We start from the raw sequence: 15,673 nt of genomic DNA, 5'->3' as shown, positions 1-15,673 counted from the left end.
CGGGTGCGAGCCAGCACCCGGCCTTCCCTGCGCCCTCTTGGATTTAGAGGGTCGCGAGACCAAGCAAAGCTCGGGCGAAATGCGCCGCGAGGCCGCGATGCCGTGTCTGCAACTTGAGCTGCGTGCCACAAACTCGATTTCGTAGGGTGGGCAAAGCGCAGCGTGCCCACGCCTTGTTGAATATGGAGAGAGATCGTGGGCACGGCGCTATGCGCCTTTGCCCACCCTACGGCACTGCAGCTGGGATGTGCATTGGAGCCTCGCAATGACGGTGGAGAGACTGTGCGTCATACCTCCGCTCTCGTACCCCGACGCAGCGCTTTCCTGGCTCGTTCTAACCCGTAAGGATCCGCCGACAGGCGTCCACGTACACCTGCGCGCCGGTGACGATATCGGCATCGGCGGTGTTCTCGGTCCAGTGATGGCTGATGCCGCCGATCGACGGCACGAACAGCATGGCGGCGGGCATGACGGTTGCCAGCATCTGCGCGTCGTGGCCGGCGCCACTGGGCATGCGAATGGATCGTCCACCGGCCTGCGCCTTGCTCGCGGCTTCGATTGCGTCCTGAAAGCCGGGATTCATCATGGCGGGCGCGCCAGTGCGGATTTTCTCGACGGTGACGGTGCAGGGGCCGTTCGCGCTGGCTTCGTCAGCCATGGTCCGCAGCAGCTGCTCCAGCCGGGCAATGACGGCCGGATCGTCGTCGCGGATCTGGAACAGCATCTCCGCTCCACCCGGAATGATGCTCGGCGCGCCGGGATCGAGCGTGATGCGGCCGGTGGTCCAGACCGTTCGCGGGCCGCAGGAATCAGGAAAACGCTCGTCGATCGCGACGCAGAATTTGGCCAGCGCCAGCCCCGCATCCTTGCGCACGGCCATGCGCGTGGTGCCGGCGTGATTCTGCTCACCGGCGAAATTGATACGGTACTGCCAGATGCCGACGATGGAGGTGACGACGCCAATCGCAAGCTTGCCGCTTTCGAGCGTGTCGCCCTGTTCGATATGCGCCTCGAGATATCCGACGTGCCGGCCCGGCTCGACGCCGACGCGCGGGCGTCCTGCGAGCCCTATCTCGGCGAGCGCATCGCGCATGGTGCGGCCGCCAGTGCGGTCGCGCGCGGCGTCGATCTCGGCTTCAGTCACCTGACCGACATAAGAGCGCGAGCCGAGGAAGCTGCCGAAATGACCTTCCTCATCGCACCAGGCGGCCACTTCGACCGCGCCTTTCACGGAGGGGGCGGCATTGAGCACGCGCGCCGCCTCGAGCGCATAGACGACGCCGAGCGGGCCATCGAGCCAGCCGGCGTAGTTCTGGCTCTCCAGATGCGAGCCGGCCAGCAGTTTCGGCCCGGACTTGGCGCTGGTCCCAAACACGTTGCCGATGCCGTCGATCGAAGCAGAGAGACCTGCATCGGGCAGCTTGCACACCAGCCAGTCCAGCGAGAGCTTGTGCGGCTCGGAGAAGGTCGGCTTGTGCACGCCGGTCTTGTAGGCGCCGATGGCGCGGAGTGCGTTGAGGTCGGCGAGGACGCGTGCGCCATCGGCGCGCGGCTTGGTGTCAGGCATGCTCAGTAACCTTCAGCGCCTCGGTGCGGATCTCCTCGACCAGCCGTTCCTTGAGCTGGACGAATTCCGGCGTGGTCTTGATCTTGTAGGAGCGCGGATGCGGCAGGTCCACTGTGATCTCGGCCTTGATACGGCCGGGGCGCGCGCTCATGACGATGACGCGGCTGCCGAGGAAGATCGCTTCCTCGATGTCGTGGGTCACGAACAGCACGGTCTTCTGGTCGCGCTCCCAGATCCCGAGCAGCATCTCCTGCATCAGGGCGCGGGTCTGGTTGTCCAGCGCGCCGAACGGCTCGTCCAGCAGCAGGATCTTCGGGTCGTTGGCGAGCGCGCGCGCAATCGCCGTGCGCTGCTGCATGCCGCCGGAGAGCTGCTTCGGCCAATGATTCTCGAAGCCGGACAGGCCGACCTGACGGATGAAGGCGTCGGCGATCTTGTGCCGCTCCGCCTCGGACACGCCGCGCTCGCGCAGGCCGAAGGCGATGTTCTCGCGCACGGTGAGCCAGGGAAACAGCGTGTAGGACTGGAACACCATGCCGCGATCGGCGCCGGGACCAGCCACCTCGCGCCCGTCGAGCGTGACGCGCCCGCTGGTCGGACGGTCGAGGCCCGCAACGATGCGCAGCAGGGTGGACTTGCCGCAGCCGGAGGGGCCGAGGATGGTGACGAAGTCGTTGTTACCGATGACGAGATCGGTCGGCTCCAGCGCCTTGGTCGGCGCGTTGCCGTGGCGTGCGGGGAAAGTGCGCGAGACCTGCTCGACCTTGAGGATCGTCATGCGAGCCTCCACGGAAACAGCCAGGCGTTGAATGCCTTGAACATGAAGTCGGAGAGGAGGCCGATCAGCCCGATCACGATGATGCCGAAAATGATCTGGCCGGTGTTGAGCAGCGCCTGGCTGTCGGTGATCATGTGACCGATGCCCGAGGACGAGCCGATCAGCTCGGCGACGATCACATAGGTCCAAGCCCAGCCCAGCACCAGCCGCAGGATCTCTGCGATCTCGGGCGCGGAGGAGGGCAGCAGAACGCGGCGGATGATGCCGCGGTCGCGGGCCCCCAACGTATAGGCCGCCTCGACCAGATCGCGCCGCGTGGCGCCGACGGTCACGGCGACCATCAGGATCACCTGGAATACCGAGCCAATGAAGATGACGAGGAGCTTCTGCAGCTCGCCGATGCCGGCCCACAGAATCAACAGCGGAATGAAGGCGGAGGCGGGCAGATAGCGCGCGAAGGAGACGAACGGCTCGAGGAACGCCTCGACCGGCTTGTAGGCGCCCATGAGAACGCCGAGCGGCACTGCGATGATCGCTGCGAGCGCAAAGCCGCCGACGACGCGCCAGATCGTCATGCCGATGTCGAACACAAAACCCTGCTTGGCCAGCAGGTCATAACCTTCCTGCACCATGGTCAGCGGGTTGGCGAGAAAGGTCTTCGACACATAGCCGCCAAAGGTCGCCCACGACCAGAGGGCAACGAACACCACGAAGAATGCAAGGCCGTAGGCCACGCGCTGCTTCGATGTAACAGGGTCCAGGGGACGCATCGACGATATATCCGGGCGGTGAACCGACTTGCCGGCCCCGCCGCGAGACGGGGCCAGCAGCGCGTGAGTGACTTACTTGATGAAGCTGGCGTCGAAGAGATCCTCGACCTTCGGCGCAGCCTTGATGATGCCGATCTCGAGCAGCAGCTCGGCGGCCTCCTTGTTGAAGGTCAGGAAGTCGCCGGCGAAGAACTTCTGGTTCGCGGCCTTGTCCTGCCAGCGCAGATACTTCGCCGAGTTGCCGAACTGCTCGCCGCTCTGCTTCACGTCCGCACCCATGATCTCGTAGGCCTTGGCCTGGTCCTTGGCGATCATGTCGAGCGCCTCGAAATAGCTGTCGGCAAGCGCCTTGGCGGCCTGGGGATTGTCGGTCAGGAATTTCGGCGTGCAGCCGAAGGTGTCCATGACCATCGGATAGTCCAGCGTGGTCGCGATGATCTTGCCCTTGTCGGGCGCAGCGCGCACCGTCGACAGATACGGCTCATAGGTCATCGCCGCATCGTTCTGGCCGGAGACGAAGGCCTGCGCGGCCGCGGCCGGCTCGAGGTTGACGACGGTGACGTCCTTCACCGTGAGGCCGTTTTTCTTGAGCATCCAGGCCAGCGCGAAATAAGGCGAGGTGCCGGGCGCGGACGCGGCGACGGTCTTGCCCTTCAGGTCCTTGATCGCGGCGACGTCGTTGCGCACAGCCATGCCGTCGGCGCCGAAGCTCTTGTCGAGCTGGAAGATCTGCTTGGTCGCAACGCCGTTGGCGTTCCAGGAGATCCAGGTCTCGACCGTGGTCGCCGCGCACTGGATGTCGCCGGACGCGATCGCAAGGTGCCGGTCCTTCTGCGGAATCTTCTTGATCGTGACGTCGAGGCCGTTCTTCTTGAAGATGCCAGCCTCCTTCGCCAAAGTCAGCGGCGCGAAGCCGGTCCAGCCGGAGATGCCCACGCCGACCTTGACGTCGTCGGCGAGCACGGGAGTGGCGGCCGAAAGAGCAATGATTGTCGCAATTATCGTCGAACTACGCATGATTGTCGTCCTCTTGCCGATCGATGGATAGACGTCCTGTTGATCATTGTCGGTCCGGATGGACCGTTGCCCGAAGCGTTGCACGATTTGTGCCGACATGTCCTCTCAGCCTCCCTTGAATCGCGCGACAAGGCGGTGAGAGTCACCGGGATAGAGCAGGCGCACGGCGGTGATGGTGCGTGCGCTGCGCCAGGTGTAGCGGTCGATCACGAGACAGGGCGCGCCGACGGCGATCGCGAGCGCGTCCGCCGTGCGATCGTCGGCAACGATGGCGCTGATCGTGTGCTCGGCCTCGGTCCATGGGACATGGTGCAGCAGCCAGGAGCCCGGCGGCTCGCGCGAGAAATCGGCGGTCGCAGCGTCAGGCACGGATGCAAGGTCGATCAGCCGGTCCTCGATGGCGAACGGCACCTTGTCGGCGCTGTGCCGGCAGGTGATCGCGACCACCTTGCCGACCTTCCTCACGCCGAGACGGTCGCGATCGGCAGTGGTCGCGGTGCGCAGCTTGCGGCCGATCAACTCATAGCCGTAGGCGCGCCCCAATGCGGTGATCTCGGCGCGGATGTCGGCGATCTTGAGCACCGCCGACATGTGCTGCGGCCGCCGGACGAAGGAGCCGGCGCGCCGCCGCCGCTCGATCAAATCGGCCTGCGCCAGCTCCGACAGTGCCTTGTTCACCGTCATGCGCGAGCAGCCGTAGCGCGCCACCAGCTCGTGCTCGAACGGGATGCGATGCCCCGGCGGCCATTCGCCGGTCAGGATGCGCTTCTCGATGTCGGCGCGAATCCGCTTGTACAGCGTCGGCTTGTCGGCCGCGTCGGTGGCAAGGCTCATGCGACAAGCCTCCGAACCGCCGCGTTGAAGCGCTCGCGTGCAGCTTGTCGCAACGCATGACGTCCGCCTTCGACCACCTTGTGACCGCCGGCCCAGACGCAGTCGATCGCGCCGCTGCCCGCGGCAAAGATCCAGCCGTCGATCGTGGCATCGCCGTGACGCCCTGCCAGCGAGGGATGTGCGCCGTCGAGCGTGACGATATCGGCGCGCGCGCCGGGCGCGAGGCCGACGGTCGGTTGCGCCAGCGCCTGTGCGCCGCCTGCGAGCGCATGATCGAACAGCGTCCGTCCGGTCGAGCGGCCTGCGCCGGCGGAGAGCACGTTGCGCTCGCGGTGCTTGAGGCGCTGCCCGTATTCGAGCTGGCGCAATTCGTCGGCGACGCCGACCAGCACGTTGGAATCCGTGCCGACGCCAAAGGCGCCACCGGCAGCGACAAATTCACAGGCGGGAAAGATGCCGTCGCCAAGGCTTGCTTCGGTGATGGGGCAGAGGCCAGCGACCGCGCCAGCGCTCGCGAATGCCGTGATTTCCGCATCCGTCATGTGCGTCGCGTGAATGAGGCACCAGCGCCGGTCGACGGGCGCGTGCTCCAGCAACCATTGCACCGGGCGCCGGCCGGACCAGGCGAGGCAGTCGTCGACTTCCTTCACCTGCTCGGCGGCGTGGATATGCACCGGGCCGCCCTCGGCGAGCGGAATGATCGCTGCAAGCTCGTCCGGCGTCACCGCGCGCAGGCTGTGCGGCGCGATGCCGATGTTGGCGCCGGGCAATGCGCTGATGGCCCTGCGCGAGGCGGCCATCAATGCCGCGAACTGATCGACCGAGCAGATGAAGCGGCGCTGGCCGTCATGAGGCGCTGCGCCACCGAAGGAGCCGTGCGCATAGAAACTCGGCAGCAAGGTCAGGGCAATGCCGGAGGCTTCGGCAGCCTGCGCGATGCGCGCGGCCATCTCGGCGGGATCGGCATAGGGCGAACCGTCGCGATCATGATGCAGATAATGGAATTCGCCGACGCGGGTAAATCCCTGCTCGAGCATCTCGACATAGAGAAGTGTTGCGACGGCGGCGACGTCGTCCGGCGTCATTGCCAGGGCGAAGCGATACATCGTCTCGCGCCAGGTCCAGAACGTGTCGGTGGAATTGCCGCGCAGTTCGGCGAGGCCCGCCATGCCGCGCTGGAAGGCGTGGCTGTGCAGGCTCGCAAGTCCCGGAAGCGCGATGGCGTGGCGCTCGTCGCCGGCGGCCGGCTGCACACCCGCGGACACCGCCGCGATCGCGCCGGCGGTGATCACCACCTGCACGTCATTGGCCCAGCCCGAGGGCAGGAGCGCGGAGGCGAAATGCAGTCGGGTCATGATTACACGCCGGCTGGACAGAACGGTCCCACGATTATATGTCTAGACATATAAGTCAAGCATCCCACGCGAAGGGACCGTTGCATGGCAGAGCGCTTCGACCGGATCTGGCACAATGCCCGGCTCGCCACGATGCGGGCCGACCGGCCCGATCTCGGCGAGATCGAACGTGGCCTGATCGCCGCGCGCGGCGGCCATATCGTCTATGCCGGTGCGCAGGCCGATTTTCCGGCGGATGCCGATGCGGCCGAACGGAACGACTGCGAAGGTCGCTGGATCACGCCCGGCCTCGTCGACTGCCACACCCATCTCGTCTATGGCGGCAACCGCGCGCACGAATTCGAGCTGCGCCTGAAGGGCGCGAGCTACGAGGAGATCGCGCGCGCCGGCGGCGGCATCGTCTCGACGGTGGCGGCGACGCGCAAGGCGAGCGAAGCTGATCTCGTCGCGAGCGCGCTGCCGCGGCTCGATGCGCTGATCGGTGAGGGCGCGACCACGGTCGAGATCAAGTCGGGCTATGGCCTCGACACCGAAACCGAGATGCGCCAGCTCGCGGCCGCGCGCAGCATCAGCCGCCAGCGGCCGGTTGCCATCCGCAACTCCTTCCTCGGGGCGCACGCCCTGCCGGTGGAAGCGGACGGGGACAAGGATCGCTATATCGATCTGGTCTGCAACGAGATGCTGCCCGCTGTTGCAAAGGCGGGCCTCGCCGACGCTGTCGACGCCTTCATGGAAGGCATCGCCTTTTCGGCGGAGCAGACCGCGCAGGTGTTCGAGACGGCGAGGGGGCTCGGGCTGCCGGTCAAGCTCCATGCCGATCAGTTGTCGAACCTCGGCGGTGCGGCGCTCGCTGCAAGATTCTCGGCGCTGTCGGCGGATCATCTCGAGCACACGGATGAAGCGGGCGCCGCCGCGATGGCGAAGGCCGGTACGGTGGCCGTGCTGCTGCCTGGCGCATTCTACTTCATCCGCGAGACGCAGAAGCCGCCGGTTGAGGCGTTCCGTACCCACGGCGTTTCCATGGCGCTCGCGACCGATTGCAATCCCGGCAGCTCACCGCTGACCTCGCTTCTGCTCACGATGAACATGGGCGCGACCCTGTTCCGGATGACCGTCGCCGAATGCCTCGCCGGAATCACCCGCGAGGGCGCGCGTGCCTTGGGCGTGCTCGATGAAACCGGCACGTTGGAAGCCGGAAAATGGTGCGACCTCGCGATCTGGGACATCGAGCGTCCCGCCGAGCTTGTTTATCGCATCGGCTTCAATCCGCTGCATCGCCGGGTCTGGAGGGGCCAGTGACGGAGCAGGGCACCGCGATCATCGTCAAGCCGGGAGCGGTCAGCCTCGACGATCTCGCGCGCGTGCTGGAAGGCGCATCCGTCGTGCTCGATCCGTCGTTCTGGCCACGCGTGGAAGCGGCTGCGGAAATCGTCGCGAAGGCCGCGCACGCCGACGTGCCCGTCTATGGCATCAACACCGGCTTCGGAAAGCTGGCCTCGAAGCGCATTCCGTCCGACCAGACCGCGTTGCTCCAGCGCAACCTCATCGTCTCGCATTGCTGCGGCGTCGGCCCAGCCACGCCCGAGCCGATCGTTCGGCTGATGATGGCGCTGAAGATCGTCTCGCTCGGGCGCGGCGCTTCCGGCGTGCGCCGCGCGGTGATCGAGCAGTTGCAGGCCATGCTGGCACGGAGTGTCACTCCGCTGGTGCCGCAGCAGGGCTCGGTCGGCGCCTCCGGCGATCTTGCGCCGCTCGCGCATATGACAGCGGTGATGATCGGCGAAGGGCAGGCGATCGTTGACGGGAAAACCGTGTCCGGTAGCGAGGCGTTGACGGCTGCCGGCCTCGCGCCATTGACGCTCGGCCCCAAGGAGGGGCTCGCGCTGATCAACGGCACGCAGTTCTCGACCGCTTACGCTATTGCCGGCGTGCTGCGCGCGTTTCGCCTGGCGCGTGCGGCGCTCGTGACCGGGGCGCTGTCGGTCGACGCCGCGATGGCCTCGACGGCGCCGTTCCGTCCCGAAATCCAGGCACTGCGCGGTCACGCCGGGCAGATCGCCGCAGCCGCGACGCTTATCGCGCTGCTGGATGGCAGCGACATCCGCCTGTCGCATCTCGAAGGCGACGAGCGCGTGCAGGATCCCTATTGCCTGCGCTGCCAGCCGCAGGTCGCGGGCGCAGCGCTCGACCTGATCACGCAGGCCGCGCGCACATTGATCGTCGAAGCCAACGCGGTCACCGACAATCCACTGGTGCTGGTCGAGACCGGCGAGATCGTCTCCGGCGGCAATTTCCACGCCGAGCCGGTGGCATTTGCCGCCGACGCGCTCGCGCTGGCCCTGTCGGAGATCGGCGCGATCAGCGAGCGGCGCATTGCGACGCTGGTCGATCCGGCGCTGAATTTCGGCCTGCCGCCGTTCCTGACCCCCGATCCCGGCCTCAACTCCGGCTTCATGATCGCCGAGGTGACGGCGGCCGCGCTCTATGCCGAGAACAAGCAGCGCGCGGCGGCCTGCTCGATCGACTCGACGCCGACCAGCGCCAATCAGGAAGACCACGTCTCGATGGCCGCGCATGCCGCGCGGCGACTGTCCGACATGGCCGACAATCTCGCCGCCATCCTCGGCATCGAGCTGCTGGTCGCTGCCCAGGGCATCACGCTGCGCGCGCCGCATGCGACCAGTGCTCCGCTCGTTGCGGTCATCGCCGCGTTGCGCGAGCAGGTGCCGGCGCTCGGTGCGGACCGCTACATGGCCGGCGATCTGGCCAAGGCCGCTGCACTGATCGATGCGGATGCGTTGCCGGCCATCGCGATCACTGCGCTTCCATCCGATCCGTTTCCGAGACTTGATTAAGAGGTCCGCATGAACCGCCGACTGGACAACGACCGCACCATCCGCGCCCCCCGCGGCAGCGACATCAGCGCCAAGAGCTGGCTGACCGAAGCGCCGCTGCGCATGCTGATGAACAACCTCGATCCTGACGTCGCGGAGCGCCCGAGCGAGCTCGTCGTCTATGGCGGCATCGGCCGCGCCGCGCGCGACTGGGACAGCTTTGACCGGATCGTTGCCGCCTTGCGCAAGCTCGAAGGCGACCAGACGCTGCTGGTCCAGTCCGGCAAGCCGGTCGGCGTGTTCCGCACCCATGCGGATGCACCGCGCGTGCTGATCGCGAACTCCAACATCGTGCCGCATTGGGCAACGCTCGACCATTTCAACGAGCTCGATCGCCAGGGCCTGATGATGTACGGCCAGATGACGGCCGGCTCCTGGATCTATATCGGCAGCCAGGGCATCGTGCAGGGCACCTACGAGACCTTCGTCGAGGTCGGTCGTCGCCATTATGGCGGCAGCCTTGCCGGCAAATGGATTCTCACCGCCGGCTTGGGGGGCATGGGCGGTGCGCAGCCGCTGGCCGCGACCATGGCCGGCGCTTCCATGCTCGCGGTCGAATGCCAGCCGAGCCGCATCGAGATGCGCTTGCGTACCGGCTATCTCGATCGCCAGGCGGCAACGCTCGACGAAGCGCTGGCGATCATGGAAGATGCCGCCAAGACGAAGAAGGCGGTCTCGGTCGGCCTGCTCGGCAATGCCGCCGAGATTTTCCCGGAGCTCGTGCGCCGTGGCGTCAAGCCGGATGTCGTCACCGACCAGACCAGCGCGCACGATCCGGTCAATGGCTATTTGCCGAAGGGCTGGACGCTAGCCGAGTGGGAAGCCAAGCGCGGCTCCGATCCGAAGGGGGTGGAGCGCGCGTCGAAGACGTCGATGCTCGAGCACGTCCAGGCCATGCTGGATTTCCATGCGCAGGGCATTCCGACGCTCGACTACGGCAACAACATTCGCCAGATGGCGCAGGACATGGGCCTGAAGAACGCCTTCGATTTCCCGGGCTTCGTCCCCGCCTATATCCGCCCCCTGTTCTGCCGCGGCGTCGGGCCGTTCCGCTGGGCCGCGCTGTCGGGCGATCCCGAGGACATCTTCAAGACCGACGCCAAGGTCAAGGAGCTGATGCCTGATGACAAGCATCTGCATAACTGGCTCGACATGGCCAAGGAGCGCATCAAGTTCCAGGGCCTGCCGGCGCGGATCTGCTGGGTCGGCCTCGGCGATCGCGACCGACTCGGCCTTGCCTTCAACGAGATGGTGGCGCGCGGTGAGCTCAAGGCGCCGATCGTGATCGGCCGCGATCATCTCGACAGCGGCTCGGTGGCGAGCCCGAACCGCGAGACTGAAGCGATGAAGGACGGCTCGGACGCGGTGTCCGACTGGCCACTGCTGAACGCGCTGCTCAATTGCGCCAGCGGCGCGACCTGGGTGTCGCTGCACCATGGTGGCGGTGTCGGCATCGGCTATTCCCAGCACGCCGGCATGGTGATCGTCGCCGACGGCACGCCGGCAGCGGCCAAGCGGATCGAGCGCGTGCTCTGGAACGATCCCGCCAGCGGCGTCATGCGCCATGCCGACGCGGGCTACGAGACCGCGATCGACTGCGCCCGCGAGAAGGGGCTCGATCTGCCGAGCCTAGCGAAGTAGCTAGCCGCGGGCTCGATCAACCTCTCCCGCTTGCGGGGGAGGTCGGCGCGGAGCGCCGGGTGGGGGCTCTCTCCAATCAGGGAGTCTCTCTGCGGAGGCACCCCCACCCCAGCCCTTCCCCGCAAGCAGGAGAGGGAGCGCACCTCCTTCGGGGCAGCGTCGCCGATTCAGCCGCTGACCAAGAGCTTCGGCATCGTCGTCTTCGCGCCGTCCATGAAGGTCTGGACGGCGTCGCGGACGATGGCGTCGAGATCTGGCGGGATCGGCGTCTCGTAGATGAACTTGCGGATGGCGAGATAGAAGATGCGGCCGTGCAGGCCCCAGAACAGCTCGGTCTCGCGCTCGCTCAATGAGTGAGCTTTTGAGTCGGGCAGTTTGAGCTCAAAGCGCAGCTCGGCCGCGGCCGGCTCGATGATCTCGCGGCGGACGATGTCGAGATAGCGGCTGGTGATGCCGAACGACTTCATGCCAGAGAACACGAAGATCCGCACCCAATTATATTCGAATACGCGCTCGACATAGTCGAGATAGAAGCGCGTGAGCCTCGCTTCCAGCGACAGCGAACGGTCGCGGACCATCGGTCCCCAATCGGGCGACCAGCGGCTGAGATAGACCTCCTGGTAGACCCGCTCGATCAGCGCTTCCTTGCTGGGGAAGTGACGGTAGATCGCCGAATGCGTGATGCCCATGCGCTTGGCGAGCTCGCGGGTTTGGCCTTCGAAGCCGCGCTCGGCAAAGAAGCGGATGGCCTCGTCCACGATCGCGCGCTCGCGGTCGGCCGCGCGCATGTTGCGACGCTTTGGCGCGGGCTTGCTGCCTGTCTCAATCCGCTTGCGGACCGGTCGCCTCAAAGTTTTCTGCGCTTTTCGGGCCATCTCGTCGCTGAATCAACGTGCCACTACCTTCATAGCCCAAGGCGCTTTTGTGACCAAATGGTCATTTCCTGTTGACCGGCCTTGGGAGGCGTGTCAGGATTTTGAGACCAGATGGTTACAAATCTGGCATCCCGGCTGATGAGCCGATGGATCTCGGGGAAACGGCAGTGAAGGCGAAGGCTTTCAGCTATTTTCGGGCTGCGACGATCGACCAGGCGCTGGATGCTCACGCACGCGCCGGGGACGATGCGCGTTTCATCGCCGGCGGCCAGAGCCTGGTGCCGGCGCTGTCGTTGCGGCTGCAGGCGCCGCGGCTTTTGATCGACATCACCCACATCGGCGAGCTGCGCGGCGTCAGGCGCGAAGGCGACAGCTTGCGCATCGGTGCGCTGACGCGCCATTGCGAGATGCTGAGCGAGCCGTTGATTGCCGAGTTCGCGCCGCTGCTGCACGCCGCGGCACCGTTCGTCGCCCATCCCGCGATCCGCAACCGCGGCACCTTCGGCGGCAGTGTCGCGCTCGCGGATCCGGCTTCCGAATTTCCGGCGATGACCTTGGCGCTGGATGCCGAGATCGAGATCGCCGGCCTCTCAGGCCGCCGACGCGTGAAGGCTGATGATTTCTTCATCGACCTGTTCGAGACGGCGCTCGAGCCCGGCGAGCTGATCACCGCGGTCTACGTTCCGCTGTTCAGGGCGGATCAGCGCTTTGCGTTCGACGAGCTGGCGCGGCGGCGTGGGGATTACGCGCTGGTTGGTTGCGGTATGCTTGCGACCTGCACCGGTGAGCGCATTGACGACATCCGCATCTCATTCTTCTCCGTTGGCAATACGCCGACGCGGGTGAAGGGGGTCGAAGCCACCTTGATCGGCGCGAGGTTGGATGCAGAACGCATCGCTGCCGCGCAAGGCGCGCTCGAAGGCGATCTCGCGCCGCCCGAGGGCGACGAAGTGCCGCCCGCGATGCGGCTGCATCTCGCTCGCGTGTTGCTTGGCCGCCTGCTCGGACGCCTCGGTGAGGGCGCATGAGCGGCTTCGACGATAGTCTGCTGAGCGAGGCCGACGAGACGGTGCGGGTCCGCTTCGTCGTCAACGGGCGCAAGGTCGCCTGCGAGGTCGCGCCGCGCGACACGCTGGTCGATTGCCTGCGCGACAAGCTCGAGCTGACGGGCACGCATGCCGGCTGCGAGATGGGCGCCTGCGGCGCGTGCCTGGTGCAGCTCGACGGCCGCGCCGTGCATTCCTGCCTGATCTTCGCGGTGCAGGCTGATGGCGGCAGGATCGACACCATCGAGGGGCTCAGCGAGAGCGGTCTGCTCGCCGATCTCCAGGCCGAATTCCATCGCCGCAATGCGTTGCAGTGCGGCTTTTGCACGCCGGGCATGTTGATCAACGCCCACGAGCTGCTCTCGCAAACGGCGCAGCCGAGCCGCGAGGATATCCGCGACGCGCTGTCGGGCAATTACTGCCGCTGCACCGGCTACGAGGCGATCGTCGACGCCGTCGACGCCGTGGCCAAAGCGCATAGTGAGAATGGAGGCGCGACATGAGCGCGCCGCTGACCTCGCTCGATCGCCCGAACTCCTATATCGGCCGTGCGCTGCCGCGGCCCAACGCCAAGCGGCTGCTCGCCGGGCGGGGACGTTACGTCAGCGATCTCAAGCTGCCGCGCATGCTCTACGCCGCATTCCTGCGTAGCCCGCATGCGCACGCGAAAATCGTCTCGATCAAGATCGACGAGGCCAGTGCGCTAGAGGGCGTACATCTCGTCGCCACGGGCGCTGATCTCGCAAAAATCTGCACGCCCTGGACCGGCACGCTCGATCATTTCAAGGGCATGACCTCCGCGCCGCAATTGCCGCTGCCGCTCGATCGCGTGGTCTGGGCCGGACAGGCGGTGGTCGCCGTCGTTGCCGAGAGCCGGGCGATTGCTGAAGATGCGCTGGAGCTGATCGAGGTGGACTACGAGGACCTTCCCGTCGTCGTTGACATCGACTGCGCACGTAAGGCGGACGGTCCGCTGGTCAATCCGGGCAGTGCCAACAACACCTGCTTCCGCAGCCAGCTCGACAGCGGCGTCGTTGATGACGCCTTTGCGCATGCGGCCCATGTGGTGGAGGAGGAGTTCTCCTTCGGCCGCCACACGGCGGTGACGCTGGAGCCGCGCGCCATCGTCGCCGACTACGATCCATCCGCGGGCATGCTCACCGTGCATCACGGCACGCAGACCCCGTATCAGTTTCAGGACCTCTATTCGCGGCACTACAACATTCCGGAAGCCCGCGTCCGCGTCATCGCGACCGACATCGGCGGCTCCTTCGGCATGAAGCTGCATGTCTATCACGAGGACATGGCGGTGGTCGGTCTCTCGATCCTGCTTGGCCGGCCGGTGAAATACGTCGCCGACCGGATGGAGTCCTTCGTCTCCGACATCCACGCCCGCGACCATCGCGTCCGCGCCCGGATGGCGCTGGATGCCAAGGGCGAGATCGTGGCGATGGATGTTCTGGACCTGACCGCGATCGGGGCGTTCTCGACCTATCCGCGCACCAGCGTCGTCGAGGGCAACCAAGTCATCCGCCTGATCGGCGCGCCCTATCGCTTCAAAAATTACCGAGCCACGCTGGAGGTGATCTTCCAGAACAAGGTGCAGACCAGCCAGTACCGCGCCGTTGGCCATCCCATCGCCTGCGCGGTGACCGAGCGTCTCGTCGACATGGCAGCAAGCAAGCTCGGTCTCGATCCCTTCGCCATCCGGGCGCAGAACGTCATCCCCGACGATGCCTATCCGCAGACCTCGCCGACCGGCTACCGCTTCGAGGCGCTGTCGCATCAGGCCTGCCTGAAGCGCCTGCACGAAATGATGGGCTATGACGCACTTCGTGCCGAGCAGGCCGACTTGCGCAAGCGCGGCATCTATCGCGGCATCGGCATCGCGGCCTTCGTCGAGATCACCAATCCCAGCCCGGCGTTCTACGGCGTCGGCGGTGCGCGCATTTCCTCGCAGGACGGCGCGATCCTCAGCCTGACGCCCTCGGGGGAGGTGCGCTGCCTGATCTCGGTCACCGAGCAGGGGCAGGGCACCGAGGCGATCATCAGCCAGATCGTGGCCGACCAGCTCGGCCTGGCGCAGGAGCGCGTCAAGGTCATCACCGGGGATACCGAGGTGACGCCGCATGGCGGTGCGACCTGGGCTTGCCGCGGCGCCGGCATCGGCGGCGAGACCGCGCTGCAGGCCACGCGCGCGCTCAAGCGCAACATCCTGGAGATTGCCGCGCTCATTCTGCAGGAGCAACCGTCGGCCCTCGACATCGTCGATGGCGAAATCGTAGACGCCGTGACGCGCAAGCCGCGCCTGCCGATTGCCGAGATCGCACGCATCGCCTATTTCCGCTCCGACACGCTGCCGCCGGGCACGCAGGCGCAGCTCACCGTGAGCCATCACTTCGCGCCGCAGGGCTATCCCTTCGCCTTCACCAACGGCATCCAGGGCTCCTCGCTGGAGGTCGATGTGGAGACCGGTTTCATCAGGCTCCTGAAGCATTTCATCGTCGAGGATTGCGGCCGCGTCATCAATCCGATGCTGGTGGACGAACAGCTTCGCGGCGGTATCGTGCAGGGGCTGGGCGCGGCGCTGTTCGAGGAATGCCGTTACAGCGAGACCGGCCAGCTCATGAACGGCTCGCTGGCCGATTACCTCGTTCCGATGCCGATGGAGATGCCCGACATCGTCATCGGCCATGTCGAGACGCCGACCGCGGACACAGAGCTCGGCGCCAAGGGCGTCGGCGAAGCCGGCACGGCGGCCGCATCCGCCTGCGTGCTCAACGCCGTGAACGACGCGCTCGCGCCGTTCGGCGCCACGATCAATTCGATCCCGATCACGCCGACAAAAGTCCTGAAAGCCCTGAAGCGTTTCTAGAAAAAAGACGATTGGAGGAAA

The 15,673-nt window shown here is 66.2% G+C and carries 13 protein-coding genes; 6 read left to right on the top strand and 7 right to left on the bottom strand.

Going from position 1 to position 15,673, the window contains the following annotated elements:
• Nucleotides 1–334: 334 nt before the first annotated feature.
• From GGD62_RS09930 to GGD62_RS09905, 6 genes are all read right to left on the bottom strand, one after another.
• A complete protein-coding gene (locus tag GGD62_RS09930) occupies nt 335–1,567 on the bottom strand; it encodes a Zn-dependent hydrolase (RefSeq protein WP_183708226.1) in 1,233 nt (410 codons plus the stop codon).
• Nucleotides 1,560–2,345 (bottom strand): ABC transporter ATP-binding protein, encoded by a 786-nt coding sequence (locus tag GGD62_RS09925; RefSeq protein ID WP_020508750.1) that lies wholly within the window; start codon nt 2,343–2,345, stop codon nt 1,560–1,562. The genes GGD62_RS09930 and GGD62_RS09925 overlap by 8 nt, the downstream gene beginning before the upstream one ends.
• A complete protein-coding gene (locus GGD62_RS09920) occupies nt 2,342–3,115 on the bottom strand; it encodes an ABC transporter permease (RefSeq protein WP_028142738.1) in 774 nt (257 codons plus the stop codon). The genes GGD62_RS09925 and GGD62_RS09920 overlap by 4 nt, the downstream gene beginning before the upstream one ends.
• Before the next feature lie 72 nt (nt 3,116–3,187).
• Nucleotides 3,188–4,132, bottom strand: coding sequence for an ABC transporter substrate-binding protein (locus GGD62_RS09915; RefSeq protein WP_183708224.1), 945 nt, complete (start codon nt 4,130–4,132; stop codon nt 3,188–3,190).
• A 105-nt stretch (nt 4,133–4,237) separates the two neighbouring features.
• Nucleotides 4,238–4,966: a histidine utilization repressor gene (hutC, locus tag GGD62_RS09910; RefSeq protein WP_018320770.1), complete on the bottom strand. Its 729-nt coding sequence runs from the start codon at nt 4,964–4,966 to the stop codon at nt 4,238–4,240.
• The gene (locus tag GGD62_RS09905) at nt 4,963–6,321 is read right to left on the bottom strand and encodes a formimidoylglutamate deiminase (RefSeq protein ID WP_183708222.1); all 1,359 of its coding nucleotides are present in this window, start codon (nt 6,319–6,321) and stop codon (nt 4,963–4,965) included. The genes hutC and GGD62_RS09905 overlap by 4 nt, the downstream gene beginning before the upstream one ends.
• 84 nt (nt 6,322–6,405) lie before the next feature.
• On the opposite strand from GGD62_RS09905, the gene hutI reads away from it, so the two are divergent.
• Genes hutI through hutU form a run of 3 tightly spaced genes read left to right on the top strand, consistent with a single transcriptional unit; the run spans nt 6,406 to nt 10,856 of the window.
• Complete coding sequence (hutI, locus tag GGD62_RS09900; RefSeq protein WP_183708220.1) at nt 6,406–7,620, top strand: imidazolonepropionase; 1,215 nt, start codon at nt 6,406–6,408, stop codon at nt 7,618–7,620.
• A complete protein-coding gene (gene hutH / locus GGD62_RS09895) occupies nt 7,617–9,176 on the top strand; it encodes a histidine ammonia-lyase (RefSeq protein ID WP_183708218.1) in 1,560 nt (519 codons plus the stop codon). Before hutI ends, hutH begins: the two co-directional genes overlap by 4 nt.
• 9 nt (nt 9,177–9,185) lie before the next feature.
• On the top strand, nt 9,186–10,856 hold the full coding sequence (hutU, locus tag GGD62_RS09890; protein ID WP_183708217.1) for a urocanate hydratase: 1,671 nt from the start codon (nt 9,186–9,188) through the stop codon (nt 10,854–10,856).
• A 167-nt stretch (nt 10,857–11,023) separates the two neighbouring features.
• Here hutU and GGD62_RS09885 read toward each other — a convergent pair whose 3' ends face one another.
• Entirely contained in the window at nt 11,024–11,644 is a 621-nt protein-coding gene (locus GGD62_RS09885) for a TetR/AcrR family transcriptional regulator (protein WP_026202419.1), read from the bottom strand.
• A 254-nt stretch (nt 11,645–11,898) separates the two neighbouring features.
• On the opposite strand from GGD62_RS09885, the gene GGD62_RS09880 reads away from it, so the two are divergent.
• From GGD62_RS09880 to GGD62_RS09870, 3 genes are read left to right on the top strand one after another with little or no spacing between them, the layout of a single operon-like run.
• Nucleotides 11,899–12,759, top strand: coding sequence for a xanthine dehydrogenase family protein subunit M (locus tag GGD62_RS09880; protein WP_183708216.1), 861 nt, complete (start codon nt 11,899–11,901; stop codon nt 12,757–12,759).
• Entirely contained in the window at nt 12,756–13,280 is a 525-nt protein-coding gene (locus GGD62_RS09875; RefSeq protein ID WP_018320763.1) for a (2Fe-2S)-binding protein, read from the top strand. The genes GGD62_RS09880 and GGD62_RS09875 overlap by 4 nt, the downstream gene beginning before the upstream one ends.
• On the top strand, nt 13,277–15,652 hold the full coding sequence (locus tag GGD62_RS09870; RefSeq protein WP_183708215.1) for a xanthine dehydrogenase family protein molybdopterin-binding subunit: 2,376 nt from the start codon (nt 13,277–13,279) through the stop codon (nt 15,650–15,652). The genes GGD62_RS09875 and GGD62_RS09870 overlap by 4 nt, the downstream gene beginning before the upstream one ends.
• The last annotated feature ends 21 nt before the right edge of the window (nt 15,653–15,673 follow it).

This window comes from Bradyrhizobium sp. ERR14 (assembly GCF_014198235.1).
Lineage (GTDB): Bacteria > Pseudomonadota > Alphaproteobacteria > Rhizobiales > Xanthobacteraceae > Bradyrhizobium.
Note: the sequence above shows the minus strand (reverse complement) of the source record. Positions and strands in the feature narration are given on the sequence as shown.

Excerpts from the sequence above, each read along its gene's own strand:
- GGD62_RS09915 (WP_183708224.1), bottom strand. The coding sequence starts at position 4,132 with ATGCGTAGTTCGACGATAATTGCGACAATCATTGCTCTTTCGGCCGCC.
- GGD62_RS09905 (WP_183708222.1), bottom strand. The coding sequence starts at position 6,321 with ATGACCCGACTGCATTTCGCCTCCGCGCTCCTGCCCTCGGGCTGGGCC.
- hutI (WP_183708220.1), top strand. The coding sequence starts at position 6,406 with ATGGCAGAGCGCTTCGACCGGATCTGGCACAATGCCCGGCTCGCCACG.
- GGD62_RS09925 (WP_020508750.1), bottom strand. The coding sequence starts at position 2,345 with ATGACGATCCTCAAGGTCGAGCAGGTCTCGCGCACTTTCCCCGCACGC.
- hutC (WP_018320770.1), bottom strand. The coding sequence starts at position 4,966 with ATGAGCCTTGCCACCGACGCGGCCGACAAGCCGACGCTGTACAAGCGG.
- GGD62_RS09885 (WP_026202419.1), bottom strand. The coding sequence starts at position 11,644 with ATGCGCGCGGCCGACCGCGAGCGCGCGATCGTGGACGAGGCCATCCGC.
- GGD62_RS09875 (WP_018320763.1), top strand. The coding sequence starts at position 12,756 with ATGAGCGGCTTCGACGATAGTCTGCTGAGCGAGGCCGACGAGACGGTG.
- GGD62_RS09920 (WP_028142738.1), bottom strand. The coding sequence starts at position 3,115 with ATGCGTCCCCTGGACCCTGTTACATCGAAGCAGCGCGTGGCCTACGGC.
- GGD62_RS09930 (WP_183708226.1), bottom strand. The coding sequence starts at position 1,567 with ATGCCTGACACCAAGCCGCGCGCCGATGGCGCACGCGTCCTCGCCGAC.
- GGD62_RS09870 (WP_183708215.1), top strand. The coding sequence starts at position 13,277 with ATGAGCGCGCCGCTGACCTCGCTCGATCGCCCGAACTCCTATATCGGC.
- hutU (WP_183708217.1), top strand. The coding sequence starts at position 9,186 with ATGAACCGCCGACTGGACAACGACCGCACCATCCGCGCCCCCCGCGGC.